Raw genomic sequence first — 24140 nt, forward strand, 5'->3', positions numbered from 1 at the left:
CGAGGGCCGGGGCCCGGCACGCCGAGAGCACGCACCTGACGCCGCGCGGCCCGCCCTCCGGGCGGACGACGGGAGTTTGACGACAGGACCTAGGTCCCCGCCCTCCCCGCCCCGGCATCCAGGTGCGCGGCTCCCGGCCGGCCGTACCCCACCCCAGGAACAGAGAGCGACCATGAAGATCACACATGTCGAGGTCCACCGGATCGACGTCCCCGCCGCCGACCCGCCCTTCTCCTGGCGGCACGGGCTCAGCGGCAGCGCACCGGTGGGCGACGGCGCGGTCCTGCACATCGGCACCGACGAGGGCGCCGAAGGGGTGGCGGTGTTCGCGCGGCCGGGAGCGGCCGTCACCCTGCGGGAGCTGGTCGACCGGGTCTTCCGGGACGAACTGCTGGGAGCGGACCCCTTCCGGCGCGAATGGCTCTGGCACCGGGTCTGGGAACTCGACCGCATCCACGAGCTGCCCCTGCCCGTGCTCGGTCTGATCGACGTGGCGCTGTGGGACCTGGCGGGGCGGGTGCACGACCGGCCGGTGTGGCAGCTGCTCGGCGGCTTCCGCGAGGCCATCCCCGCCTACGCCTCCACCTCCACCTTCGCCACCACCGAGGAGTTCCTCTCGGTGGCCGACCAGTGCCTGGCGCTCGGCTACCACGGCATCAAGCTGCACGCCTGGGGCGACGCCCGCCGCGACGCCGCCCTGTGCCAGGCGCTGCGCGACCACGTCGGTGCGGACGTGCCGCTGATGTACGACGGCTCGGCGGGCTTCGACCTGCCCGACGCCCTCTACCTGGGGCACGCCCTGGCCGAGGCGGACTACCTCTGGTACGAGGAGCCGATGCGGGAGTTCAGCATCAGCGCCTACCGGCGGCTGGCCGAGTCCGTCGCCGTACCGCTGCTGGTCGCCGAGACCTCCGACGGCGCCCACATGAACTCCGCCGACTTCATCAGGAGCGGCGCCGCCACCTTCGGCGTCCGTGCCGGTACGACGCTGCGCGGCGGTGTCACCGGCGCCATGCGCACCGCGCACCTGGCGGACGCCTTCCGGCTGCGTGCCGAGGTGCACGGCTCGGACATCCCGAACCAGCACCTGTGCATGGCCATCTCCAACACCACCTACTACGAGTCCCTGGTCACCTCGACCACGGTCGTCCGCGAGCGTCACGTCGACGACCGGGGTCTGGTGCACGCCCCGACCGGGCCGGGCATCGCCCTGCCCCTCGACTTCGGCTACGGCAGCGCGCTCCAGCGGTTCGTGGAACAGCCCCGCTGACCGGCCGCCGTCACCACCCCCGCACGATCCCGAACCACGAAAGGCAAGACGATGACGTCTTCGCGCGTTTCGACCACCGGCCGGCGCGGCAGAGCCGTGCGCGCCCTCGCCGCCGGAGCCGCCCTCGCGGCCGTCGCCGCGCTGGCCGGCTGCGCCAGCGCCGACCCGTCCACCGGGTCGGACCACCAGGGCAGCGCCTCCCGGTTCACGCCCGCCCCGCAGAAGGACGGCTCCGAGATCACCGTCTGGACCGACTCCACGCGGCTGCCGTCCGTGCAGGCGTACCAGAAGTCGCACCGGGACGTGAAGATGAAGATCGTCACCTACGACGGCGGCGCCGACGGCTCAACCTACCTCCAGACGAAGGTGCAGCTGTTCGACCGTACCGGCAAGGGCTGGCCCGACGTCGTCTTCGGCACCCCCACGGACGTCACCTGGGCCTCCTCCCCCACCAAGCCGGGCGCCGCCGCCTTCGCGGCCCCGCTGGACGACAAGCTGGTCCCGCGGAGCACACTGGACGGCTTCGCCAAGGGTTCCCTGACACCCTGTCAGTTCCACGAGCACACCTACTGCCTGCGCAACGACATCGCCCAGGTCGTCCTCTGGTACGACAAGTCCCTCATGGACAAGTGGGGTTACCAGGTCCCCACCACCTGGGCCGGGTACGAGGCCCTGGGCCTGAAGGTCGCCAGGGAACACCCCGGCCATCTCGTCGGCTCGGTCGGCGACACCAACTCGCACGAGTCGTACTTCTGGTCCAGCCGGTGCCCGGCCTTCCACCTGACCACGCCGGACACCCTGCGGGTCGACCTCAAGGACCCCGCGTGCACGCGCATGGCGACCTTGCTCGACAAGCTGATCTCCGCCAGGGCCGTGACCACCCAGGGCTTCTTCAGCCAGGGATTCGCCAAGAGCAGCGGCTCCAAGGTCCTGATCGCCTACGGCCCCTCCTGGTACGGCCAGTACCTGTTCAAGGCCGCATTCCACACCCCGGCCAAGCGGATCGCCGCCGCGCCCCCGCTGAAGTGGCCGGGTGAGACCACGGCCAGCACCGGCAATGTGGGCGGCGGCGTCTGGATGGTCTCCTCGCACAGCGCCAACCTCAAGGCCTCCACCGACCTGGTGACCTGGCTGACCACGTCGGACGCGAACCAGGCCACGGCCCCCACCTACCCGGCCTACGCCCCCGCCGCCAACGCCTGGCTGGCCGACCCGGCGCACCGCGGCTACTTCGCCGACGACGTCAGCGGCCCGTTCCGGCAGGCGGCCGACGAGGTGTGGACCGGCTGGTCGAACACCAGGTTCTCCGACGCCACGTCCTGGTCGAGCGTCGTCCTGCCGGCCCTGACCGCCGGAAAGACCCTCACGGCCACCCTGCCGGAGTGGCAGAAGGCCATCAGCGACCAGGCCAGGGCCAACGGGTACCAGGTGACCGACCGATGACACTGCTGGACGCCCAGCCCGTCGCCGTACCCGCTCCCACCCGCCGCGGCGACGCGCCGCGGCGGCGGGGCGGCACGGCGGGTTGTCTCTTCGTCGCCGGGTACACGCTGCTGCTGCTCGCCTTCGGCGTCTTCCCCACCTGCTACGCGTTCTACCTGGCCTTCACCAACGACCGGGGCCGGTTCACCGGCCTCAACCAGTTCACCCGGGTCGCCCGGGACTACCGCTTCCTGCCCGCCTTCGGTCACATCCTGCTCTACCTCGCCCTCTGGCTGGTGGCCCTCGTCGTGCTGACGGTGCTGACGGCCGTCGTCCTGCGCAGCCGGGTCAGGGCGGGAGTCTCCGCGCTGCTGCGGTTCCTCTACTACATACCCGGCGCGCTCGCCGGGGTGGCGAGCGTCCTGGTCTGGCTGTTCATGCTGGACCCGGACGTCAGCCCGGCGTCGTGGCTGCTGCACCGGATGGGCCTGGACAGCTTCGCCGCCGTGCTGGCCCCCGGCAACCTCCCGGTGATCCTCGTGCTGATCGCCTTCTGGACGGGGGCCGGCGGCTGGATGGTGGTGATGTACGGGGCGCTGAACAACATCCCCGACGAGGTGATCGAGGCCGCCCGGATCGACGGGGCCGGGCCCTGGCGCACCGCCTGGTCCGTCCAGATCCCGATGATCCGGCAGTGGATCACCTACATGACCATCCTCGCCTTCGCGGGCGGCACCCAGCTGTTCGTCGAGCCGCAGCTGCTGCAGACCGCCAGCCTGGGCCGGGTCAGCCCGACCTGGTCACCCAACCAGCTCGCCTACGTGTACGCCTTCCAGCAGGGCGACTTCAACGGCGCCGCCGCGATCTCCGTCTTCCTGCTGGCCCTCGGCCTGCTCTGCGCCGGCCTGCTGGTGTGGCGCTCCAGCATGTTCACACTGGAGGAGAGATGACGACCCGGCTCCTCGCGCTCACGCGCTCCCGGAACACGCCCTCGCGGGCCGTCTCCGCCCTGGTGGTCGGCCTGCTGCTCGCCGTCCTGCTGCTCTTCTTCGTGCTGCCCGTGCTGTGGCTGCTGCTGGCACCCAGCAAGACCGCCGGGCAGATCGTCCACGACAACCCGCTGTCGTTCGGCTCGTTCGGCAGGATCGGGGACGCCTGGCGGCACCTGTTCTCCTTCGAGGACGGCGCGGTCCTGGTGTGGTTGCGCAACTCGGCCGTCTACGCTGCCGGTTCGCTGCTGCTGACCCTGCTCACCAGCGTCCCGGCGGGCTACGCCCTGGCCCTGACCCGCTTCCGGGGCCGCAAGGTCCTCCTGGCGGTCACCCTGGTCACCATGATCATGCCGTCGGCCACGCTCGTCCTGCCGGTCTTCCTGGAGCTCAACGCGTTCCATCTGATCGGCACGGCCTGGTCGGTGATCCTGCCGTTCTCGTTCTACCCGTTCGGCGTGTACCTGGTCTACATCTACTTCGCCACCAGCCTGCCGCGCGATCTGCTCGCCGCCGCGCGCATCGACGGCTGCTCGGAACGGCAGGTGTTCCTCCGCGTCGCGCTGCCGCTGGCGAAGCCCGTGATCGGCCTCGTGGCGTTCTTCAGCTTCGTCGGCAACTGGAACAACTTCTTCCTGCCGTATCTGGTGCTGCCGAACAGCGACCAGTTCCCCATCCAGGTCGGCCTGAACCAACTCCTGTCGTCCACCCCGTCGTTCAACCCCGTGGCCGGGGCGGGCCTGAACATCACGATCCCGGAACTCGCCCTCGCCGTCATCATCGCCATCCTCCCCGTCCTGGTCCTCTTCCTGTTCTCCCAGCGCACCCTGGTGTCGGGGATGCTGGCGGGCTCGACGAAGGAGTGACCCGGCCCGGGGCATCCCGGGTGTGCGGGCAGCCGGGCGTGCCGCCGTGGCACAGCCCGAGGCGGTCGCCGGGAGTGTCGGGGAGTGTCGCGGTAGAGAGGTGGAAGGTCTCGTCGTAGTGCGCGGCGAGCGTGGTGAAGGCGGTGGCGGCCATTCGGACGCCGGCGGCGTCGACAGCGCCCAGGCGACCCCCGGGGTGCCGTCCAGGCCCGGCGGGGGTGGGCCGCCCGGTCCGGGGGCCGGACCAGGCGCGGATGCCCCGCTCGTCGCCGTACGCCTGACGAACCAGCCAGCCGCTCGCCCGGCCGAGCGCCCCGGCCCACGCCGGCGTCGAACCGCGCCCGGGCCGCCCGGTCCCGGCCGGACGGCGGCACTGAAGCTGGTGGCGGCCGCCAGGATGGCGGGCGGCTCCACCCCGCCCGCGCCGTACGCGAGCGCGTAGGCGAGCGCCGCGCCACCGAGCACCAGCACGTTCCCCACGACGATCCGAAGCCATCGCTTCCGCAATGCGTTCATGGGCCAACCACGCCAGACGATGAACAGCCACACCTGCCACGCACCGCACACGGCGAGCACAACGGAGATGTGCTCCCGGGACCGGCGGCGTCGACGTGACCGATCACCCATTGCCCCGCCACCGCCGGGGCGATGCCCGCTGCCGCGATCAGGACTCCCACCAGAAGGCGATCACCGTCAGGGGCGGCAGCGCGAATGTGACGAGGGGCGAGAGGACGACAACCGAGTTCTCCGCGCCGCCCAGCCCGAACGCGAACAGCAAGGCGACCGGAACGACCACCAGGAGGCCGGCCACGCCGAGGCCGGGCTGCGTGGCTATGCGGGCACGTTCGGCATCGAGAAACGCTTTGGCGTGCCGGTGCGCCGGAGTCGTCACCGTCGGCTGGTCCGGCAGCTTGCCGAACTGAGTACGGGACGTGGACGTCGGTTGTTTGTGGGGCATGACCCCTCCCTGTTCATGAATGCGGTGGCACTGCCGCAACCATGGCGCGGATCAGCCCTAACGTGCGTCGGACATATCGTTGGACAGCATGTCCGACGTTGCTTTAGACTCCTGAAGCGTGCTACTGCAGCGTGAGTTGCTCGACCGCGAAAGCGGGATTTCCGTGACTGCCGGTGAGGTTGCCCTTCCGGCCTTACTCCTGGCGCACGGGACATGGCACGGCTGATCTGCCATTTCGAATCCAAGGAACCCCATGCCCAAGACGACGTCGGACCGCGCCGATGTTCGCGACATGCTTGTTGTTCACAACGCCTTTCGCCAGGCTTACGAAAAGGCGCCTGGCCTGGTCCGCGATGTGGCTCCGGGCGACACCGGGCGCGCAAAGACCGTCGCGGATCACCTCCAGCTCATCGAGGATTTCCTTCACCTGCACCACAAGGGTGAGGACGAACTGCTCTGGCCGAAGCTCGTCGAGCGTGCCCCGTCGGAGCTGAGTCCGACGCTCCATCTACTGGAAGAGCAGCACGTCGAAATCGACAAGCTCATGTCCGAGATCTCCTCGCTTCTCACGACGTGGCGTGGTGACGCCAACACCGCCGACGGCGAGAAGCTGGCCCACTCACTCGGCCTTCTGGGAAGCAAGCTGGAAGATCATCTGAAGCTGGAGGAGGAAGAGGTCCTCACTCAGGTCGATCAGTACCTGACGGCGAAGGAATGGCACCAGCTCGGCGATCACGCGATCAACGGGCTGCCCAAGAGCAAGCTGCCGATCGTCTTCGGGATGCTCGCAGAGCTTGCGGAGCCGGCCGTGGTCACCCTGATGCTTTCGAGCGCCCCACTCGTCCCGCGCCTGATCATGCCGCTCCTCGGCCCGCGCGCCTACGCCAAGCACGCCAAGCGCGTGTACGGAACCTCAGCACGCTAGACGCCGAGTCTCGCCCAGCGTTCCCAAGCACCCCGTGAACGAAGGTCCCCACATATGAAGATCGCCAACTCGGTCGCACTCGTCACCGGCGCCAACCGCGGCATCGGCCGGCGCTTCGCCGCACAGCTGCTGGAGCGGGGCGCGGCCAAGGTGTACGCGACCGCGCGCAACCCCGAGAGCATAGACATCCCCGGAGTGGAGGTGCTGCAGCTCGACATCACCGACCCGGCCTCCGTCGCGGCCGCGGCGGCAGCCGCCTCGGATGTGACGCTGCTCGTCAACAACGCCGGTGTCCTGACCTTCAGCAACCTGGTCGCCGGGGACATGGACAAGATCAAGCTGGAGATGGACACCAACTTCTACGGCACGCTGAACATGGTCCGAGCGTTCGCCCCCATCCTCAAAGCAGGCGGTGGCGGGGCGATCGTGAACGTCCTGTCCGCGCTGTCGTGGTTCTCCTACGAGGGAGCCAACGCCTACGCCGCGGCAAAGGCGGCGGCGTGGAGCCTGACCAACGGTGTCCGCATCGAACTCGCCGGACAGGGCACCCTGGTCACCGGTGTGCATCTGGGCTCCGCCGACACCGACATGGCCGCCGGCTACGAGGGAGACAAGCTCGACCCCGCTGACGTCGCACGGGCCGCGCTCGACGGCGTCGAGGCGGGCAAGCTCGAAGTCCTCGCAGATGACTGGAGCGCCATGATCAAGGCCACCCTGGCCAACGACCCCAGCCAGTTCTACAGCCAGACGGTGCCCACTACCTGATCCTGATCGGACCTGGTTGGTACCCCGGGTGGGCGCCGTCGACCGACGGCGCTCACCCGCGCGCCGCCGACCCGGCTCCCACCGTCGTTGCCCCGTTCCGCCTCAGGCGATCGTGTTTCCGTCGGGGAAGTCCGTGGATTCGGACAGCTCGCGCCAGCGTGTGAATTCCTCGTCCACGGCCGCGCGCGCCTCGGTGACGAGGCGGACGGCGTCGCTGCCGAGCAGCAGGTGGCCCGGCGGGTTGGGCGCGTCGAGGACTTCGAGCAGCGCCCTGCCCGCACGGGCCGGATTGCCGAGCTGGCTGCCCCTCATGGCCAGGCGGCTGTCCCGGATGGGCCAGGCGCAGGCCGACGAGCGTGCCGGCCAGGCCCCCGTCGTACAGGGCGGGGTGGGACGGCCCGCGTCCGGCCGTCCGCGACCAGGTGTGCCGGCACGGGGATCCCGGGACCGCAGGGGTGCCGGTCCCGGTCGGGCGCCGTGGCCCAGTCCACCGGGTAGCGGGCGGCGAAGCCGTGGACGCCGTCGAGCGGGGTGGCCGGTGCTGCTGCCGTGGCGTACGCCATCGTGGTCCTCGTTGGGGCTGTCGGTCAACTGCCGTGCCGAGTACGCGAGTTGACGGTACGGCCCCGCCCGCCCACAGGGCGTGCAGTCCGGCCGTCCGGAAGGTCCGGCGGGCCTCGGCGCAACCGGCGTCGTCCTCCCCCAAGCAGTCGGCCGGCAACCGCTCGACCCGCGCCATGTGGCCTCCTCACCGGGAAGCGGAGGCCCGTTCCACGAGGACCTTCCGGAGTGAGGGCCGCCCTGCGGCGGGCTCGGCACCTGTGTGGATCAACATTCGATCGACGCCGCTGACCAGGGGCGGAGTCGGTGCCATGGGTGAGCGGGTGCCGGGGGCGGGCGGGGCGTCCATCCGTCGTCCAACGGCACAGCCGTACGCACTGATCGTGCATTGACCGGTGGCTGTCAGTGTTCGGAAGGGGCCGGAACGGAAAGCGCTCCGGCCCGCCCCCCCCTGTGGCCGAACACCGACGAGAGGGAGTCCTGGTGAGCGCGAACACCAACCCGCGGCCTCGTCCCCACCTCCCTTCACCCTCCCCCACCGTCCCACCGCTGGTGCCGCTGGACGAGCGGCAGCGCAGGCTCATCTCCCTTCTGCTGGCCGGTCACACCGACTCCAGCGCCGCCCACCGGCTCGGGATCAGTCCCCGCACCGTCACCAACATCCTGCGGTCCCTGATGGACCGGCTGGGCGTGGACAACCGCTTCCAGCTCGGCGTGGCCCTCGGCATCCAGATGCGCCCCTCCGCGTCCCCCGCGCGCCGGCCGATGGTGCCGGGCCTGCTGCTGGACCGGGTGCACGACGGGAGTCCTCCCGCCCAGCGGGTGCCCGGCCGCCGTACGGCCCGCCCCTACGACTGACCACTGCCCCGCCCCCGCCCGACACCATCTCCACGAAAGGCGACATCGATGAACTTCCACGGCAAGGACATGAGCGCGGCCGGCGACCGGGCCGAGGAGGAGCGCGCGGAGCGCCGTCCGGCCCGGCGACCGGCGACCGGCGGCCGGCGCTCCCTCGCGGTCCGGGCCGCGGTCCTGCTTCCCGTGGCCGCGCTCACCGCCGTGGCCGCGCTCACCGTGCACAGCGCCGGCCACACCGGAACCGACCGGACCAGCGTCCGCGCCGTCGACCCGGTCGACGACTGGAACAGCACCGGGTCCTGACGACCGGTCGGCACACGAACCCGGAGAAGCCGGCAGGCATGGACACGAGATCACGAACGGCCGAGGAGACATGGGCCGCGATCCGAGGGCTGCTGCCGCGAGCCGGGGTGACCCGGGTCGCGGACGTCACCTGGCTCGACCACATCGGGATACCGGTGTTCCAGGCGGTCCGCCCCAACGCCCTGACCCTGTCGGTGTCGCAGGGCAAGGGCACGACACCGGCGGCGGCCCGGGTGTCGGCCGCGATGGAGGCCCTGGAGGTGTGGCACGCGGAGCACTTTCCGCCCACGGGCGTCCACGCACGCGTGACCGATGTCCAGCGGTCCCTCACCTACGAGGTCGTCGATCTGCGGGCGGCACCCCGCAGTTGTCTGAGCGGTGACACGGTACTGGAGTGGGCGCCCGCCCGGACCCTTGAAGAAGATCCCCGCGAGACCCTGCTGCCCGCGGCGCTGTTCCGGCTGGACGCCCTGGTCGCGCCGGAGTGGCAGCCTCCGCTGTTCACCGTCAGCAGCAACGGCCTGGCGAGCGGCACCACCTACGACGAGGCGGTGACGCACGCCCTGTACGAGGTCGTCGAACGCGACGCCCTGGCCACGAGCGCGCGAGCGGGCGGCCGGACCCGGGTGGCACCGGACAGCGTGACCGGGACCCCGCGGCTCCTGCTCGACCGCCTGGCCGCTGCGGGCATGAGCGTCCTGGTGGAGCACTGTCCGTCGGCGGTCGGGACGCCGTGTTTCACCGCGCGGCTGCGCAGCGAGGACCTGCCGGTCGAGTTCATCGGCAGCGGTGCCCACCGCGACCCCGGGCGGGCCCTGACCCGGGCCCTCACCGAGGCCGCCCAGTCCCGGCTCTCCGCGATCGCCGGCACCAGGGAGGACCTCACCAAGGCGATCTACGGCGGCGGCCCCGGTCCTGCCGGGGAACCGTGGGACGACACGGGCGACGGGGTGGACTTCCGGTGGTTCGGCGCGGTGCCGCCCGACACCGCCGGACCCGAGTGGCTGGGGCTGAGCCGTGCGGTGGCGGCGGTGTACGGCACCGCGCCCGTGGTGGTGGATCTGCGCCGCGAGGAGTTCGGCATACCGGTCGTACGGGTCGTGTGTCCCGGTACGTCGTGTCCCGACGATTACTGAACAGGCCCCGCTGATGAACAGGGCTCCCCGATGAACAGGACTCCCCGATGAACAGGACGTACTTCTTCGTCGGCCCGTCCCTGCCCGATGCGGCGGGCCTGGTCGACCCTTCCGTGGTCGGCCTGCGCCCGCCGGTCGGTTCCGGTGACCTGCTGGCCCTGCCCGCGGAGCCCGGGGACTCGGTGGTGATCGCCGACGGCTACTTCCATCACGTACGGGCCGTCCGGCACAAGGAGATCCTGGCGCTCATGGCGCGGGGCGTCCGGGTGTGGGGCGGCGCGAGCATGGGGGCTCTGCGCGCCGCCGAACTCGCCCCGTTCGGCATGACCGGCGTCGGCAGGATCTTCGAGGGCTTCCGTGACGGAACCCTGGAGGCCGACGACGAGGTGACCCTGGTGCACGCGCCGGCGGAGGAGGGGTACCGGCGGCTGTCCGAACCCCTCGTCAACCTCCGGGCCACCCTCACGAGAGCGGTCACGGGCGGGCGGTGCACACCGGACGAGGCCGAGGCGGTCGTCACCGGGCTGGCGGGCATGCCCTATCAGAACAGGGCACTGGGGCAGGTGGCCGTGGTCGCGCGGCGGGCGGGCATCGACCCGCTGCGGGCCGGCGAACTCGCGGACCTGTGCCGCCGGGACTACGTGGACCTCAAGCGCGCCGACACCCTGGAACTGCTGGCGGCGGCGACCGCCCCCGACCCCGGTCCGGCTCCGCCGCCGGTCCGGGTCAACGAGACGATCCACCTGCACCAGTGGCGCGTCGCCCACGGGGATCCCGGGGGCGCGGCGCACGGCGCGCTGCGCGTCTGCCAGCTCCTGGACCCGGAGTACCCGCGGGTGCACGAGCAGCTCGTCATCCGCTTCCTCGCCGGGTGCGCAGGCTGCGCCCGGGCGGCCGGGGAACGCGTCGTCCCCGGGCTCCTCGCCGGTCCGGCGCGGGAGGCCGACCGGGGGGTCGACGCGGCGATCCTGCATGCCGAGCACACGGGGATCCTGCGGCTCGGCGGGGCCGGGCTGCCGTCCTGCGTCGAGCGGTGGACCAGCGCCGAGGAGCGGCGGACGCTCGGCGTACGGGAGCTGCTGACGGCGTTTCTCGTGCGCAGTTTCCGGCTCCGGCCCGGTCTTCCCCCCGATGCCCTGGCCCTCCCGGTGGTGCGTGCACGGCCCTTCCACCGCGAGGCCGAGCGGGTGTGGCGCAGGGCGGCCGAGCTGAACCGGCTCGCGCGCACGGTCCGCCCGGAGTTCGAGCCGGGCCGCCTGCCGGCGCGGGTGGTCCTGCCCTGGCTGGCGGAGCTGTGGCACCGTGCTCCCGACGACCTCGAACTGGCGGCGCTGGACCGCGGGTTCGCGGATCTGCGGCACGCCCTCGACGCGGCCCGCACGGTGTATCTGGCCGTACGGCACGGCGGCCCGGCCCCGCACCGGGCCGGGGAAGCCGCCACGGGGTGACGGGGTGGGCCGGGCAGCGGTGGGTCACCGCCCGCCGCCGGGGCTGGTCGTGAGCGCGGGGTCGGTGAGCGCCACGGGTGCCAGGATCTCGTCCATCGCCGCCTTCAGATCGTCGTCGAGGACGAACTCGCAGGCCGTGGCGTTGGCCTGGATCTGCTCCGGACGGCTGCCGCCGATGATCGCGGCCGACACGTTCGGCTCGCGCAGCACCCAGGCCAGTGCGAGCGTCGCCAGGGGCACGCCCGCCTGGTCGGCCAGGGGCAGCAGCCGCTGGACCGGGCGCAGGATCTCGTCGCGCAGGAGTCCGCCGACGAATTTCCGGCCGAAGCCCTTGGTGTCGGTCGCGCGGGAGCCGGCCGGCGGGGGGCGTCCGGGCGCGTACTTGCCGGTGAGGACGCCCTGGGCCAGCGGGGAGAAGGCCAGTTGGCCCAGGCCCTCGGCTCGGCAGGCGGGGATGACCTCGGCCTCGATCACCCGGTGCAGGGCCGAGTAGCGGGCCTGGTTGGACACCAGCGGCACCCGCAGGTCACGGGCGAGCGCCTGGGCCGCCCGGATCTCCTCGGCCCGCCACTCGGACACGCCGATGTAGAGCGCCTTGCCCTGGCGTACGACGTCGGCGAACGCGACCAGGGTCTCGTCCAGGCGGGTGCCGTGGTCGTAGCGGTGGGCCTGGTAGACGTCGACGTAGTCGGTGCCCAGTCGCCGCAGGGACGCCTCGACGGACTCCAGGATGTGTTTGCGGGACAGGCCCCGGTCGTTGGGGCCGGGCCCCACCGGCCAGAACACCTTGGTGAAGATCTCCAGTCCTTCTCTGCGCTCGCCCTTGAGGGCGCGCCCGAGGATCTCCTCCCCGGCGCCGAAGGCGTACCCGTCGGCGGTGTCGAAGCTGGTGATGCCGGCGTCCAGCGCGGCCCGTACACACCGGGTGGCCCGGTCCGCGTCGATCTGGCCGCCGTGTGTGATCCAGTTCCCGTAGGCGATCTCGCTGACGTACAGCCCGCTGTCGCCGAGCCGGCGGTGTTTCACGTCAGCTCCCGCCCGTCCGGCCCCGGGGACTTCGTCCAGAAGTGGACGGTGACCATCCTGCGCGGGCGGGAGCCGCGCACCTGGGAGACGCCGTGCAGGGACCGGTCGGTCGTCTCGATCAGCACGCTGCGGTTGAACACGGGCAGGATCTGGGCGCTGGGGCCGTCCGCGCCGGGCCGCCAGAGTTCCAGCAGGCCGCCGTCGTCGTCCTGCCAGCCCTCGTTGAGGTAGGTGAACAGGGAGTACCGGCGCAGCCAGCCGGTGACCGGGTGGCGGTTGCCGCCGATGTGGGCGGTGTGCACGGCTCCCCGCGCGGAGACGCGGTAGCTCCCCCAGTCGCCCGCCGGGTCGGTGCACAGATCGGCCGTCCCGGTGACGGCACTGATGTGCTCGGCCAGTTCGGCGGACAGGAGCGTCCGGCACAGCGCGCGCAGGGCGGGGGACGCGGGCTCCAGGTCGAGCGAGAACCAGCGGGGGATGCCGGGCTTCTGGGTCATCCGTCCGACGTCCGGATACCCCCGGGCCGCGGCCCGCAGCGCGTCCGGGTCGAACAGTCCGTCCCAGACGTAGTGCTCGTAGGGGTCGGTGCGCCGGCAGTTGGAGGCCGGGTCGGCGAGCCGGTGGTGCAGGGCGGTCAGGTCGATCACGTCAGTCGTCCTCTCGTCGGGGGTCGGCCGCGCCGGGGTCGTCCGCCCCCTCGGGCGGGGCCGGTACGATGCCCAGCCGGGCCCGTCCGTTGAGGCATCGGCCGCCGGGTACTTCGAAGCGCCAGCCGTGCTGGGGGCAGACGACGACGTTCTGTCCGGGGTCGTGGTCCTCCGCCTGGAGCCGGGCGCCCATGTGCGGGCAGGTGTCCTCGACCAGGTACGTGCCCTCGGCGGTGGTCAGCCGGAAGGTGCCGCCGGGCTGCCGCCGGGCCCGGTCCAGCTGGGCGGCGTGCTCGGCGAGGTCGCCCGGCGAGCTGCGCCGCAGGACGGACATCAGCTCTTCGTTGTAGGCCTCGACCGAGGGCCGCCACGCGGTGAAGCGGAAGGAGAAGAAGAACTCCTCCCAGGTGCTCTCGCCGCTGAGGATCGGCGGCAGGAACCGGGAGTCCAGTGTGAAGCGGTAGTCGTGGCCGGCGTCTTCGGGATCGCCGCCGCGCCACACCCGCAGCCGGCGGAAGTCGACGAGCCAGAATCCGCCGCCCGCGCCACGGATGTCGAATCCGACGACCGCGTCGACGGCCCGGCAGGTCTTCTCCGCCGACCGGAACAGGGCCTGGAAGTGTGCGGAGAAGGCGTCGAAGAGGTCCGTGCGGGGCTCGGGGTGGGCGGCCAGCACCCGTGCGATGGCCGGCGCCCGCCGCCGCGCGTACCGCTCCGTGTACTCCTCCAGCCGTGCCCAGTCGAAGTCCTGCCGTATCCGCGCGTCCGGTGTCAGCTCGGCGGGTCCGACGTCGAGGACGTCGCCCGGCAGCGGGGCGACGCAGCGGGCCGCGAGGTCGGGGTGTTCCGCCTCCAGCCAGCGCAGCAGTTGCGGGGGTGTGGTGAAGATGGACGCGGGATCGAAGAAGTGGGGGGTCAGGGCGGGGTCGAGGAGGATCGGCGGTCCGGCGAAGGCCACCGCGGTGCGCGGGTCGAGTTCCCGCATGTAACGGGCCCAGCGGCGCATCGAGTTGGTCCGTTTGCGTGCCGCGGCCCCGGCCGCCTCCTCGGCGGGGAAGGAGTAGGCGAACGGGAACCAGGTCGCTCCGGAGAACTGGGCCATCACCACGTCGATCCGCGGGTGCAGGCGGCGCAGCGTGCGCAGCTGGGTGCGGTCGACCTGGCAGTCGTTGAGGTTGACGACGACCTGGCCGGTCGCGGTGTCCTCGATGACCAGCGCCGAGTCCTGGTGCTGGGCCATCGGCGACATGACCAGGCGCAACCGGAGCGAGCCGGCCTCGAACACCTCCCCGTCGCCCAGCAGGGTCGGTGCCGGTCCCGGGAGCGCCGCCACCAGCCGGTGCCAGCTGGGCAGCCGGTAGTCCGGCATGAGCAGGCGCACGGACGGGTCGAGGGCGCCGAGGACGCCGGCGTCGAAGTGGTCCTCATGGTCGTGGGAGACGTACACGTGCGTCGCACCGTCGAGCAGGCCGGCGCAGGCGCCGTTGTCCGGGAGCTGGTGCCAGCCCGCCAGGAAGGCGCCGGTCTCGGAGAACCACGGATCGCACACCAGCCGGACCTCGTCGGTCTCGATGAGCGCGCCCGCGTGCCCCAGAAACGTGATCTTCATGGTGTCCTCCCGGTACGGGTCCGGCGGCTCGGTGAGGAGACGGGCGTGTCCAGCCGCCGCAGGTCCGGCTGGGCTGTCTCCAGGTGGGCGATCATCGCGGCGATCCGCGTCCGCAGGCCGGTGTCCTCCGCCGCCGCCTGCCGCTCCGCCGGCGGCAGGGCCAGCAGCTTGTCCGCCGTGCGGGCGAGCGGCAGGCCGTAGTGGAAGGCGGCGACGAGCCGGTAGGCCACCGCGACCGTCTCCGGGTCGCCGTGCCAGCCGCCCTCGGCCAGCCCGGCCTGGTGGCGCGCGACCGCGGCGGCGCCCAGGTCCGCCAGCCCCCGCGCGTCCAGGTGCTGCGCGGGGCGGGACGACAGGACCAGCGTCGCCAGGTCCTCACCGGCCGGTCCCAGCCCCGTCTGGCCCCAGTCGATCGCGACCGTCCGGCCGGGAGCGCGAAAGAGGTTGCCCGGGGTCAGGTCGCGGTGCACCAGGGTGCGGGGCAGCCGCCGCAGCAGGTCGACGACCTGGGCGTGCCGCGCCCACAGGGTGCGCAGTGCCGTGGCCGCCGCGCGCGGGAAGAGGCGCCGCAGCAGCGGATCGGCCGCGCCGGCGGCCTCCTCGACCCGGCCGATGAGAGCGGCCCGGCCGCGCAGGGCCCGCTGTTCGAGGAAGGGCCGGCAGAACCAGGGCCGCGGGCCGGTCGGTTCGGCCAGGTAGCAGGCGTGACAGCGGCCGAGGTCGTACGCCGCCGTGAGCAGGTCGTCGGCCGTCCACCGGTCACCGGGCACGCCCGCCACCCGCTCCAGCCACAGCCGCAGTCCCTGTCCGGCGGCGCCCGACGGGGTGGTTGCGAGGCAGCGCGGTGCGGCGAAGCGGTCGGGCAGCCGGTCCAGCAGTCCCGATCCGAGGACCAGGGCCTCGCGACGCCAGTAGGCCCAGTCCCCCGGTCCGTCCCCGCCGTCGTCCATCTGCCGCGCGAGGTCACCGGGCGTGGGGGTCCAGCGGCGGTGGCGGACCTGCTTGAGGACCAGCCGCCAGGCCTGGTCGCCGTGCGCGGTGCGGGCGGTTCCGCTGACGTCGTACAGGCCGTCGCTGGATCTGCTCCAGCTCTCGTAGCCGATCGCTGTGGCCTGTACGCCCGTCACCTGGGCGGCCGGGTCGCCGAGCAGCGTGCGCACCGGCTGCCGTACGTCGGCGGGGAGCAGGTCGAGCGGCGGGCCCGGCCGGTAGGGGGGACCGTCCGCCGGGGTGCCGGGGCCGTCCGGGGCCGGCTCAGGCGGCATGCCGTGCGGCCGCGACGGCCGCCTCCAGGTAGGTCCGCAGCCGTGCGGAGCCGACCAGTTCGAAGCACTTCAGGGCCGCCTCGTGACCGGATTCGAGCGAGCGCAGCTCGTCGGCGAGGCGGTGGCGCAGGACGTCGGCAAGCGGCGAGGTGTCCTCGGGCGCGGGCTGGATGCGCGACAGGTAGGCGATGACATGGGCGAACGCCAGAGCGGCGTGGACGATGCCGAACGCCGGCCGCTCCTCGTTCTTCCACGGCGAGTGGAAGCTGACGTCCTCGGGGAGGGCGACGTTCTCGGCGGCCAGGCATTCGTTGAGCCACGAGTGGGTGGCCTCGTGCACCAGGGTCTCGGCCAGCCGCAGGGGCTCCTCGCTCCAGTTGAGGACCACGCTGCCGGGCAGGAAGTCGAACGTGTAGCTGCGGCAGGTCTCCGCCAGGGCCCGGACCTCGGTCCAGATGACGACGGCCGTGGAGGAGCGCAGCACCTCGCAGCCGACGGCCAGGGCGGCGTCGATCGCCTCGTTCAGCGTCCGCGCCATCTGCTCCGGCACCTCGGGGACCGGGTCTTCGAGGAGGAACATACGGCTGCCCAGCCGGCCGTCCTCGACCTCGGCGCAGTCGGCGGCGCGGACCACCAGCACCGGTCCGACGGCGGTGGGGACGGCCCGGCGGCGCAGCCGGTCCCGCTCCTGCCACAGCCGCAGGGCGCGCCGGGCGCGTGCGGCGTCCCGGGTGCGCGCGGCGAGCTGGGCCTGCTGGAAGGCGTGGTGGAGGATCGCGGTGTCGAAGGCGTCCGGCGTGCCCTCGGTACCGGCGAGTCCGGCTGTGGGCGCCAGCGCGCCGAGGCTCGCCAGGACGCGGCGTTCGCGCTCGGCGCGCTCCGTGAGGAGGGTCCTGGTGAGCCCGTCCAGCAGCTCGGAGAGGTCGACGGCGGTCGCGACCATGCTGGTGTTCCCTTCTGGTGCTGTGGGGTGGTTGCGGTCTGGCGGGCCGTTGCCGGCCCGGGTGTCAGCGGGCCGCCTCGGGGGCCGACCACTTGGCGAGGTGCTGCGCCTTCTCCGCGTCGGTCAGGGCCCGCAGGGCGCGCATGTAGTCGAACGGGGACTTGGTGGCGAACTGCCGCCGGTTCCAGCACGGGTACATGAAGCCGACGAGTTCGCAGAGCACACCGAAGCCGGCCGTGCGGCCGAGCCGCTCGTCCAGTCCGGGGCGTTGGGCCAGCAGTGCCGCGTACAGCTCGTCGGCCCGTTCCCGCGAGGGGCCCGGCTCCCCGCCGCGCCGCCCGGCGAGGCGGTCGTGGAGCTGGTAGCCGAAGCAGTCGCCGAGCAGGGCGGCCAGCCAGTCCCGGTCCGGGTGGCGCAGCGGGGCGGTGCGCATCCCGACGGACTCCTCGGCCCGCAGCCACTGACCGGTCCAGGCACGGGCCCCCTCGCGCAGCAGGGCCTCGGCGACGGCGACCGGGTCGTCGGGCCGGCCGACGATCCAGGCGAGTTCGCAGGAGCCGTCGGAGTAGGGGCGCGGGTGCGGCTCCGGTGCGTAGACGACCGCGCCGAGCGCGAGGTCCAGCACGTAGCGCAGGCCGGCCTCGTCCAGCACGGCGGACGCGGCCGTGGTGACCTCCCGGGCCGCCGGGCCGGCCGCCAGCAGGGGCCGGGGCCGGCCCGGGGCCCGCGGCTCGTCCGCCGGGGTCTCCAGGACCAGCACCTCCGGTCCGTCGTCGGGGGTGTCGCCGAGCGTGAGCGACGCCGCGGACGGGTCGAACCGGTCCAGGGCGACCCGGGCGGGGGCCGCCTCGGCGAGCGCGACCAGGGCGGTCAGGGCCCGGCCGAGGGGGGTGACGGCGCGGTCCGGGTCGAGGGGTACGGCGCCGGGCGCGGCCGGTGTGCGTACGGCGGCCCGCGGAGCCCGGTCGGCGGCCGTCGGCTCGATCCACAGCAGGTAGGAGTGGATGGCCCGGCCGTCCAGCGAGGCGTTCCAGACGCGGTTGTCCGACTGGTCCAGGTCGATGGCGGGAAGCAGGAACATGGGACGGGGTGCCTTTCAGACGGCGGCCGGCAGCGCGGCCGCCACGTGGTCGATGACCTTGCGCCGGTGGTCGCAGTAGTCCTCCTCGAAGCCGGTGCCCGCGAACCGCAGCCGGTCCGGCAGGGCACCGCCGCGGCAGGTCGCGGCATGGGAGCAGCCGGCGCACTGGGCGAGGAGGGCGGTGAGGTCACCGCGCAGGCGGGGGTTGGTGTCCAGGGTCAGCAGGTCGTCCAGGGACGCGGTGCTGTCCACGGAGCCCAGCAGGGCGCCGGGCATGGTGAGTTCGTCGGAGCTGCCGATGCGGCCGTCGGGGTAGAGCGTGACGATGTACGGCTCCTTGCGCTCGCTGTAGCTGGTGTAGCTGGTCGGCAGGCCCGACAGCGCGCGGATGATGGTGAAGAACGGCTCCAGGACGTAGGAGCGGTACGCCTTGGTGGCACGCCAGTGCTCGAAGGCCTGGACGAGGAAGTCGGCGTACTCGTCGGGCGTGGTCGCCCAGCCGGGCATGCCGCGCCCGTCGGGGTTGAGGATCCGCAGGGACTCGCGGTTGGCGGTCCGGTAGTCCTTCGTCTTGACGTTGAAGTCCAGGCAGCCGGAGAGCTTGACGCCCTTGACCGCCTCGAAGCGGCCCAGAGAGTCGAGGACTTCGTCCGCCCGGCCGAGGATGCGCCGGGTGACGACGACGATCACGCCCACCTGCCGGCCCCGGGCGGCGAGCAGTTCGAGCGCGCGCACCACCTTCGGGTACGTGGGCTTGTCTCGGAAGTCGACGCGGTGGGCGTTGCCCCGCTCGTCGCCGTCGAGGCTGACGCCGATCTCGATGTCCGGCCACTCCCGGTCGAAGAAGTCCAGCCACGCGGCGTCGAGCAGGATGCCGTTGGTCTGCATCGACAGGGTCACCCGGCCCTCGTAGCCGCGCAGCACGGCGAGCAGCTCACCCAGCCTGCGCCGCCCGAGCAACAGGGGCTCCCCGCCGTGCAGTTCGACGGCCAGCGGCCGTCCCTCGCACGCGTCGAGAAAACGCCGGAGCACATCCGGCTTCAGCATGAGGGCGTTCGGGTACGGCTTGCGTCGCTCATAGCAGTAATGGCAGTTGATGTTGCATATCTCACCGGGGAGTTTCAGCATCGCCAGAATTGTCTCGCCGGGCGCCGGAAGCCTCAGCTCCATGGGGAATTCCCATCCTTCGGAATGCGGTGTGCAGAATGCTTTCTGGTCCGGGATTCGCGCGTCAACGCGTCACCGGTCATGTTGCGAGAACCCGCACCCGGGACCGGGCCGGCCCGGCGGACATGCTCGCGACGATCTCCGCGGCCGGCAGCCAGCGCGTCTCGCCGACGACGGCGCGCAGCCGGTCCGTCGCGGGGACGCGGCCGGTGACGTCGCTGCGGCCGGGGAAGACCTGCTCGTAGGGCACGTGCACGACGCCCGCCGTGCTTCCGGTCGCCGCCAGGACGAGGCGGGCCAGTTCGCCGATGCTCGTCTCGCGGGTGGACCCGATGTTGTACACGTTGCCGCCGGGCCGCCAGGCCGGCGCCGCCGCCATCAGGCGCAGCAGCCGGTCGGTGAACTGGGTGACCTCGGTGAAGCAGCGCCGCTGGCTGCCGTCGCCGTGGACGGTCAGCGCCTGCCCGGCCGCGGCCTGCCGCAGGAAGGTGGGCAGGACCATGCCGTAGCGGCTGCGCTGTCCCGGTCCCACGACGTTGAAGGGGCGCACCACCAGAACGGGCCGGCCGGCGGCCACCGCCTCGGCGCCGAGCCGCTCCAGCTCCCACTTGCCGGTGGCGTAGCCCTCGCTGCCGCCGTCGTAGGCGAGCGGTACGGACCGGTCGATCGGTGTGTCCTCGGCGAGCGGGGCCCGCCCGTCCGAGAGGCCGTAGACCGCGGAGCTGGAGAACAGCACCACCGGCACGTCACCGGTGTGCGCGAGGACGTTCGCCGTGCCGGTGCGGCCCACCCGGTGGGCGAGCCCCGCCTGCTCGGCGGCGAGACGCATGCCGACGACGCCGGCCAGGTGCAGGACCAGGCCGGTGCCGGCCGCCGCCGCGGCCACGGCGCCGGGGTCGAGCACGCTGCCGCGGACGAGTTCCACCCCCGGGAGCCCGGCCGACGTGTCGGGCCGGCCCGTCGACAGGTCGTCCAGGACCCGGACGCGGTGCCCGGCGCGCGTCAGGGCGCGGACCAGGTGACCGCCGATGAAGCCGGCTCCGCCGGTGACCAGGACCGGCCTGCCGGGCGCGTTGATGTCCCACATGGAGGACCCTCCTCGGGTGTGCTGTGTGGTCGGTGGGGCTGGGGTTCACGGTGCGCGGCGGTCCGCGCCGTCCAGGAGGCCGATCAGCCGTCTGGCCCACCACAGAACGCGGGGTGCCCAGTTCCGCCGTTCGGGCGGGGCGGTCTCGTCGTGGAACCGCACGTAGGTGACGACTTGGTTCAGGGCCGCGACCGGCTCGGCGATCCGCCAGACCGCCGCGCACCGGGCGGGCGACATCAGGGGCGCCCACCCGGCGAAGCAGCGGGCGAGGGCCCGTGCCCGTTCGGCGGGATCGGCCGCGCTCCGCAGCGCGGGGGCGATGTCCAGGAAGGGGTGGCCGACGGCGGCCTCCGCCCAGTCGAGCAGCGTGATCCGGCCGCCGGCCGGATCGACACCCCAGTTGCCCGGGTGCAGGTCACCGTGGACGAGCGTGTCACCGGGCGGCTGGGTGGCCAACTCGGCGCACCAGGACGGAATCCGGCGCAGCGCGTCGGCCCAGCCGCGGGCCTCCCGTGGCGTGAGGGCGTCCGGGAGCGGGGCGTCCGGCCCGAACACGTCCGCCCGTTCGGCCAGGGTCCGCGCTTCCCGCGCGAGTGAGTCCGCGCGGCGGTCCCAGCAGCCGAGCCCGGTCAGCTCCGCCGCCCCACCGGGCCGCTCGGTCAGCCGGCGCTGGAGCCCGGCGAGTTCGCGCAGCGCGTCGCCCCGGGCCCGGTCCGGCAGCCTGGTGCCGGGCAGCAGGCGGACTCCGCGCGTGCACCAGCCGGGACCGGGCAGGTCCGGGGCCAGCACGGTGGGCACGAGGCCGGGCCGGCGCTCGCCCAGCCGGGCGAGCAGCGGTCCTTCGTGGGCGAGGCAGGGCAGGGCCTGTTTGTAGTAGACGGGGCCGTGCGAGGTCGGGCAGCGCAGCACCGCGGACAGGACCCAGTTCTTGACCTCGGTGACCGGGCCGGTGCGGGTGATGCCCTCGTGGGCGAGCGCGGCGTCGATGCGTGCGGTCGCCGCGGTCGCCCAGCCCGGGTGCCGCCACGGCGCCGCCTCAGTGCCGGAAGAAACGCTCACCGGTCACGATCCAGCTGATGCCGTGCCGGACGCAGGCCTCCCGCAGCGCTTGGGCGTCGGTGCAGCCGCTGGGGGTCACGAGTTGGGTGACGCCCGTCCGTGCCGCCAGTTCCACCACCTCGACGAACGGGAAGTGGTTGTCGGCCGCCAGGGTGACACCGGTCAGGGGCGGTGTCCGGGACCAGTCCGGTTCGCGCCCGGCCAGCCGCGGATCGCGGAGGACACCGGCCAGCTGGTCGCGCACCGACGGCGTCAGGTCGCCCTCGGCGACGCGGGCCCGCCAGACGGCTCGCTGCGCGGCGTCCACATGGTCGGCGAAGCGCAGGGACAGCAGGTCGGGGTGGTGGCGGCGCTGCCAGACCAGCGCGCGGTGCGCCGCGAGGCGGGTGCAGTCCAGCCGGTGCTGCTGCCCCATGCCGATGCCGATCGTCTGCCCGCCGACGGCGAACACCATCGAGTTGGACTGGGCCTGCGCGACCGCGAGGACGGCCACCGCGAGGCTGTCCGGGTCGTGGAGGTCGCCGCAGACGGTGTGCAGGCCGCCGGCGAACCCGGCCCCGCCGGGGATCTCCCGGGTGAGCCGCAGCCCGTGCGTCTCCTGGACCTCCCGCCGTACGGGGGGAGGCGCGGGGGCCGGTCCGCGCAGCACGATGAACGTGCCGTCGTTGAACCGCCGCAGCCGGTCGGCGACTTCGGGGGCGTAGTCCGGGGCGATCACACCGACGGCGTTGGCGAAGAGGGACGGGTCGACGTCGCCGGTGACCGGGCGGGAGACGGCCACGAAGTCGGCGTACGCGTACTTGGGTGTGGTGCTGCGGGCCCGCAGGACGGCGCGGCCCACCGGGTCGGCCGGCAGCGGGCCGCGGTCGTGGAACTCCTCGGCACCGGGGGCCAGGGGCGTGCCGAGCGCGACACCGGCGGGCGAGGTGTGCTTCGAGGTGGCGCAGGCCGCCTCGCCGGTCTGCCGCTCCAGCCGGTCGGCCAGGTCCCTGGCGAGGAGCGCGTCCAGGACGTTGATGTACGACGGGACACCGGACAGCAGCTCGAAGGGCGGGTCGGAGACGGTGACCGGCTCGGCGTGCGCCGTCTCGTGGGGGTTCATGCCCCGGGACAGTGTGATCACGACGCCTGCCCCTTCCACGGGCGCACCGGTACGGAGGACCCGGCCGGGCGCGGGACGGTGCGGACGCGTCCGGTCCGCCGGGCGCCGCGCAGGGTGTCGAGGGTGCCGAGCTGCCAGCCGAGCTGCCACGCCAGTCGGGCACGGCCCGCCGGGCGCACGACCCCCGGGAGGAGTCCGGCCAGCCGGATCCACTGCCGGACGTGCTCGGCCCAGCCGGCCGGGTCGAGCCCCTGGCCGGCGAACTTCTCCCGCAGGACGACGGCGTCCCTGGCCTGGAACCGCGCGCGGCGCAGCCGGGCCAGGTGGGTGGTGCGCACAGCGACCGACACCACCGTGGCGGCGACGGCGATGCGCCGGCCGGCCAGCTGCGCCCGCCAGGACAGGTCGATGTCGGCGAGAGCGGGCAACTCCTCGTCGAAGCCGCCCAGTTCGTCGAAGAGTTCGCGGGTGGTCCCCATCAGGCCGCCGGGTACGTTCGGCAGGAACAGACTCGGCGTCAGCACGTCGCAGAGCTGGTCGGGTGGGGTGCTGCGCAGCACCCGCGGGGAGTTGAGCCGCCGGTAGTCGATGTCGGCGGTGACCATGCCGGCCCCGTCCAGTGCCGCCGCCATGGCGTCCAGGTAGCCGTCGGCCACCTCGTCGTCGGCGTCGAGGAAGAGCAGCAGGCGCGCGTCCGACGCCCGGGCGCCGGCGTTGCGGGCGGCGCCGGTGCCGCGGCGCGGGTGGTGGGCGACGATCCGCACGGCGGGCAGGACGTCGCGGTACCGGTCGACCGCGCCGGACAGGTCGTCGCGGGAGCCGTCGTCGACGACGACCACCTCCCAGTCGTACCGGGTCCGCTGGCGGGCCAGGGCGGCGAGCTGCCCGCCCACCAGATGCGCCGCGTCGTGGCAGGGAATGATGACGGCGATGTCCTTCACGGCCGCCCCAGCAGCTGCGGCGCGGGCGCCAGCCGGCCGTCGATGGTGTCGAGGAGTTCCGCCAGCCTGGCGTCGTCGTGGGCGCCGGCGGTGTTGCGGAAGACGTGCACGGGCGGCAGGTAGGGCGGCGGGTCCTCCAGCAGCAGCGTGCGATAGACGCCGCTCACCTGGTCGAGGGTGTAGCTGTTCTCGTAGTGGCGGATGCTCTTGGCGCGGGTGACCACGCGGTGCGCGGCCTCGTCGACCGGCACGTCGAGATAGATGATCAGGTCGGGGAAGCGGGTGCCGGCGGCGTGGTGGCGGTCCAGTGTCTCGCGGGCCGGTATCCCGTACAGCGCCTCCAGGTAGGCCGCGTCGCTGAAGACGTACCGGTCGGAGAGCACGGTGCGGTGCTCCAGCAGGTCGCCGATGGCCCGCGCCTGGAGCCGCTTGTCGCGGAAGTACGCGTCGGCGATCTCGGCGGGGGTGTGCCGGCGCGGCCGGTGCTCCCGGACGTCGATGATCACCCGGGCGGCCCTCGGGTCCAGCCAGGAGTGCTGCCCGATCCGGGACAGCGGGCGGCCTGTGCCGCGGACGTGGCGGGCGATGAGCCGTGCGGTGGTCGTCTTGCCGGATCCGTCGATGCCCTCAAGGGCGAGGAAGCGGTGTGGGCTGGTGGGCAGCAAGGGGTTCTCCGTACCTGCGAACGGTGGACAGGGAAGAGCGCGGGCGC

24 protein-coding genes are annotated in these 24140 nt (G+C 72.9%); 10 read left to right on the forward strand and 14 right to left on the reverse strand.

What is annotated here, in order from left to right; all coding sequences use genetic code 11:
- Positions 1 to 172 precede the first annotated feature (172 nt).
- From AB0L21_RS32580 to AB0L21_RS32595, 4 genes are read left to right on the forward strand one after another with little or no spacing between them, the layout of a single operon-like run.
- Positions 173 to 1270, forward strand: coding sequence for an enolase C-terminal domain-like protein (locus tag AB0L21_RS32580; protein WP_365788013.1), 1098 nt, complete (start codon positions 173 to 175; stop codon positions 1268 to 1270).
- A gap of 51 nt (positions 1271 to 1321) precedes the next feature.
- Positions 1322 to 2713, forward strand: coding sequence for an extracellular solute-binding protein (locus AB0L21_RS32585; RefSeq protein ID WP_365788014.1), 1392 nt, complete (start codon positions 1322 to 1324; stop codon positions 2711 to 2713).
- Positions 2710 to 3642 carry a sugar ABC transporter permease gene (locus AB0L21_RS32590; RefSeq protein ID WP_365788015.1) on the forward strand — a complete coding sequence of 311 codons (933 nt, stop codon included), beginning with the start codon at positions 2710 to 2712 and terminating at the stop codon, positions 3640 to 3642. The genes AB0L21_RS32585 and AB0L21_RS32590 overlap by 4 nt, the downstream gene beginning before the upstream one ends.
- The gene (locus AB0L21_RS32595; protein WP_365788016.1) at positions 3639 to 4547 is read left to right on the forward strand and encodes a carbohydrate ABC transporter permease; all 909 of its coding nucleotides are present in this window, start codon (positions 3639 to 3641) and stop codon (positions 4545 to 4547) included. Before AB0L21_RS32590 ends, AB0L21_RS32595 begins: the two co-directional genes overlap by 4 nt.
- A gap of 664 nt (positions 4548 to 5211) precedes the next feature.
- Here AB0L21_RS32595 and AB0L21_RS32600 read toward each other — a convergent pair.
- A complete protein-coding gene (locus AB0L21_RS32600; protein WP_365788017.1) occupies positions 5212 to 5505 on the reverse strand; it encodes a hypothetical protein in 294 nt (97 codons plus the stop codon).
- A 253-nt stretch (positions 5506 to 5758) separates the two neighbouring features.
- On the opposite strand from AB0L21_RS32600, the gene AB0L21_RS32605 reads away from it, so the two are divergent.
- Both AB0L21_RS32605 and AB0L21_RS32610 read left to right on the forward strand, forming a co-directional pair.
- A complete protein-coding gene (locus AB0L21_RS32605; protein WP_365788018.1) occupies positions 5759 to 6430 on the forward strand; it encodes a hemerythrin domain-containing protein in 672 nt (223 codons plus the stop codon).
- 54 nt (positions 6431 to 6484) lie between these two features.
- Positions 6485 to 7195, forward strand: a complete 711-nt coding sequence (locus AB0L21_RS32610; RefSeq protein ID WP_365708783.1) for an SDR family oxidoreductase — start codon at positions 6485 to 6487, stop codon at positions 7193 to 7195.
- A 102-nt stretch (positions 7196 to 7297) separates the two neighbouring features.
- On the opposite strand, the gene AB0L21_RS32615 is transcribed toward AB0L21_RS32610, so the two are convergent.
- Positions 7298 to 7507: a hypothetical protein gene (locus AB0L21_RS32615; RefSeq protein ID WP_365708785.1), complete on the reverse strand. Its 210-nt coding sequence runs from the start codon at positions 7505 to 7507 to the stop codon at positions 7298 to 7300.
- Between the two features lie 732 nt (positions 7508 to 8239).
- On the opposite strand from AB0L21_RS32615, the gene AB0L21_RS32620 reads away from it, so the two are divergent.
- From AB0L21_RS32620 to AB0L21_RS32635, 4 genes are read left to right on the forward strand one after another with little or no spacing between them, the layout of a single operon-like run.
- Positions 8240 to 8614, forward strand: a complete 375-nt coding sequence (locus AB0L21_RS32620) for a helix-turn-helix transcriptional regulator (RefSeq protein ID WP_365788019.1) — start codon at positions 8240 to 8242, stop codon at positions 8612 to 8614.
- Positions 8615 to 8662: 48 nt separating this feature from the next.
- Entirely contained in the window at positions 8663 to 8917 is a 255-nt protein-coding gene (locus AB0L21_RS32625; protein ID WP_365788020.1) for a hypothetical protein, read from the forward strand.
- A gap of 38 nt (positions 8918 to 8955) precedes the next feature.
- Positions 8956 to 10053: a YcaO-like family protein gene (locus AB0L21_RS32630; RefSeq protein WP_365708790.1), complete on the forward strand. Its 1098-nt coding sequence runs from the start codon at positions 8956 to 8958 to the stop codon at positions 10051 to 10053.
- Positions 10054 to 10100: 47 nt separating this feature from the next.
- A complete protein-coding gene (locus tag AB0L21_RS32635) occupies positions 10101 to 11501 on the forward strand; it encodes a TfuA-like protein (RefSeq protein ID WP_365788021.1) in 1401 nt (466 codons plus the stop codon).
- Between the two features lie 24 nt (positions 11502 to 11525).
- Here the strand turns inward: AB0L21_RS32635 and AB0L21_RS32640 are convergent, their stop codons facing one another.
- The 12 genes from AB0L21_RS32640 to AB0L21_RS32695 form a co-directional block, all read right to left on the reverse strand.
- Complete coding sequence (locus tag AB0L21_RS32640) at positions 11526 to 12527, reverse strand: aldo/keto reductase family protein (protein WP_365708794.1); 1002 nt, start codon at positions 12525 to 12527, stop codon at positions 11526 to 11528.
- Positions 12524 to 13174 (reverse strand): 2OG-Fe(II) oxygenase, encoded by a 651-nt coding sequence (locus AB0L21_RS32645; RefSeq protein ID WP_365788022.1) that lies wholly within the window; start codon positions 13172 to 13174, stop codon positions 12524 to 12526. The genes AB0L21_RS32640 and AB0L21_RS32645 overlap by 4 nt, the downstream gene beginning before the upstream one ends.
- A gap of 1 nt (position 13175) precedes the next feature.
- Complete coding sequence (locus tag AB0L21_RS32650) at positions 13176 to 14783, reverse strand: MBL fold metallo-hydrolase (protein WP_365708798.1); 1608 nt, start codon at positions 14781 to 14783, stop codon at positions 13176 to 13178.
- Entirely contained in the window at positions 14780 to 16048 is a 1269-nt protein-coding gene (locus tag AB0L21_RS32655; RefSeq protein ID WP_365708800.1) for an aminoglycoside phosphotransferase family protein, read from the reverse strand. The genes AB0L21_RS32650 and AB0L21_RS32655 overlap by 4 nt, the downstream gene beginning before the upstream one ends.
- Positions 16038 to 16991, reverse strand: a complete 954-nt coding sequence (locus AB0L21_RS32660) for an HEXXH motif-containing putative peptide modification protein (protein ID WP_365708802.1) — start codon at positions 16989 to 16991, stop codon at positions 16038 to 16040. Before AB0L21_RS32660 ends, AB0L21_RS32655 begins: the two co-directional genes overlap by 11 nt.
- A 64-nt stretch (positions 16992 to 17055) precedes the next feature.
- Complete coding sequence (locus AB0L21_RS32665) at positions 17056 to 18072, reverse strand: hypothetical protein (protein ID WP_365788023.1); 1017 nt, start codon at positions 18070 to 18072, stop codon at positions 17056 to 17058.
- Positions 18073 to 18087: 15 nt separating this feature from the next.
- Complete coding sequence (locus AB0L21_RS32670) at positions 18088 to 19242, reverse strand: radical SAM protein (RefSeq protein ID WP_365708806.1); 1155 nt, start codon at positions 19240 to 19242, stop codon at positions 18088 to 18090.
- A 76-nt stretch (positions 19243 to 19318) separates the two neighbouring features.
- Positions 19319 to 20326, reverse strand: a complete 1008-nt coding sequence (locus AB0L21_RS32675) for an NAD-dependent epimerase/dehydratase family protein (protein ID WP_365708808.1) — start codon at positions 20324 to 20326, stop codon at positions 19319 to 19321.
- Between the two features lie 45 nt (positions 20327 to 20371).
- Complete coding sequence (locus tag AB0L21_RS32680) at positions 20372 to 21385, reverse strand: aminoglycoside phosphotransferase family protein (RefSeq protein WP_365788024.1); 1014 nt, start codon at positions 21383 to 21385, stop codon at positions 20372 to 20374.
- A complete protein-coding gene (locus tag AB0L21_RS32685) occupies positions 21363 to 22508 on the reverse strand; it encodes a hypothetical protein (protein WP_365708812.1) in 1146 nt (381 codons plus the stop codon). Before AB0L21_RS32685 ends, AB0L21_RS32680 begins: the two co-directional genes overlap by 23 nt.
- On the reverse strand, positions 22505 to 23428 hold the full coding sequence (locus AB0L21_RS32690; protein WP_365708814.1) for a glycosyltransferase family A protein: 924 nt from the start codon (positions 23426 to 23428) through the stop codon (positions 22505 to 22507). Before AB0L21_RS32690 ends, AB0L21_RS32685 begins: the two co-directional genes overlap by 4 nt.
- Entirely contained in the window at positions 23425 to 24093 is a 669-nt protein-coding gene (locus tag AB0L21_RS32695) for an AAA family ATPase (RefSeq protein ID WP_365708816.1), read from the reverse strand. The genes AB0L21_RS32690 and AB0L21_RS32695 overlap by 4 nt, the downstream gene beginning before the upstream one ends.
- Positions 24094 to 24140 lie beyond the last annotated feature (47 nt).

It is taken from the genome of Streptomyces sp. NPDC052721, from assembly GCF_040678315.1.
Taxonomy (GTDB): Bacteria; Actinomycetota; Actinomycetes; order Streptomycetales; family Streptomycetaceae; genus Streptomyces.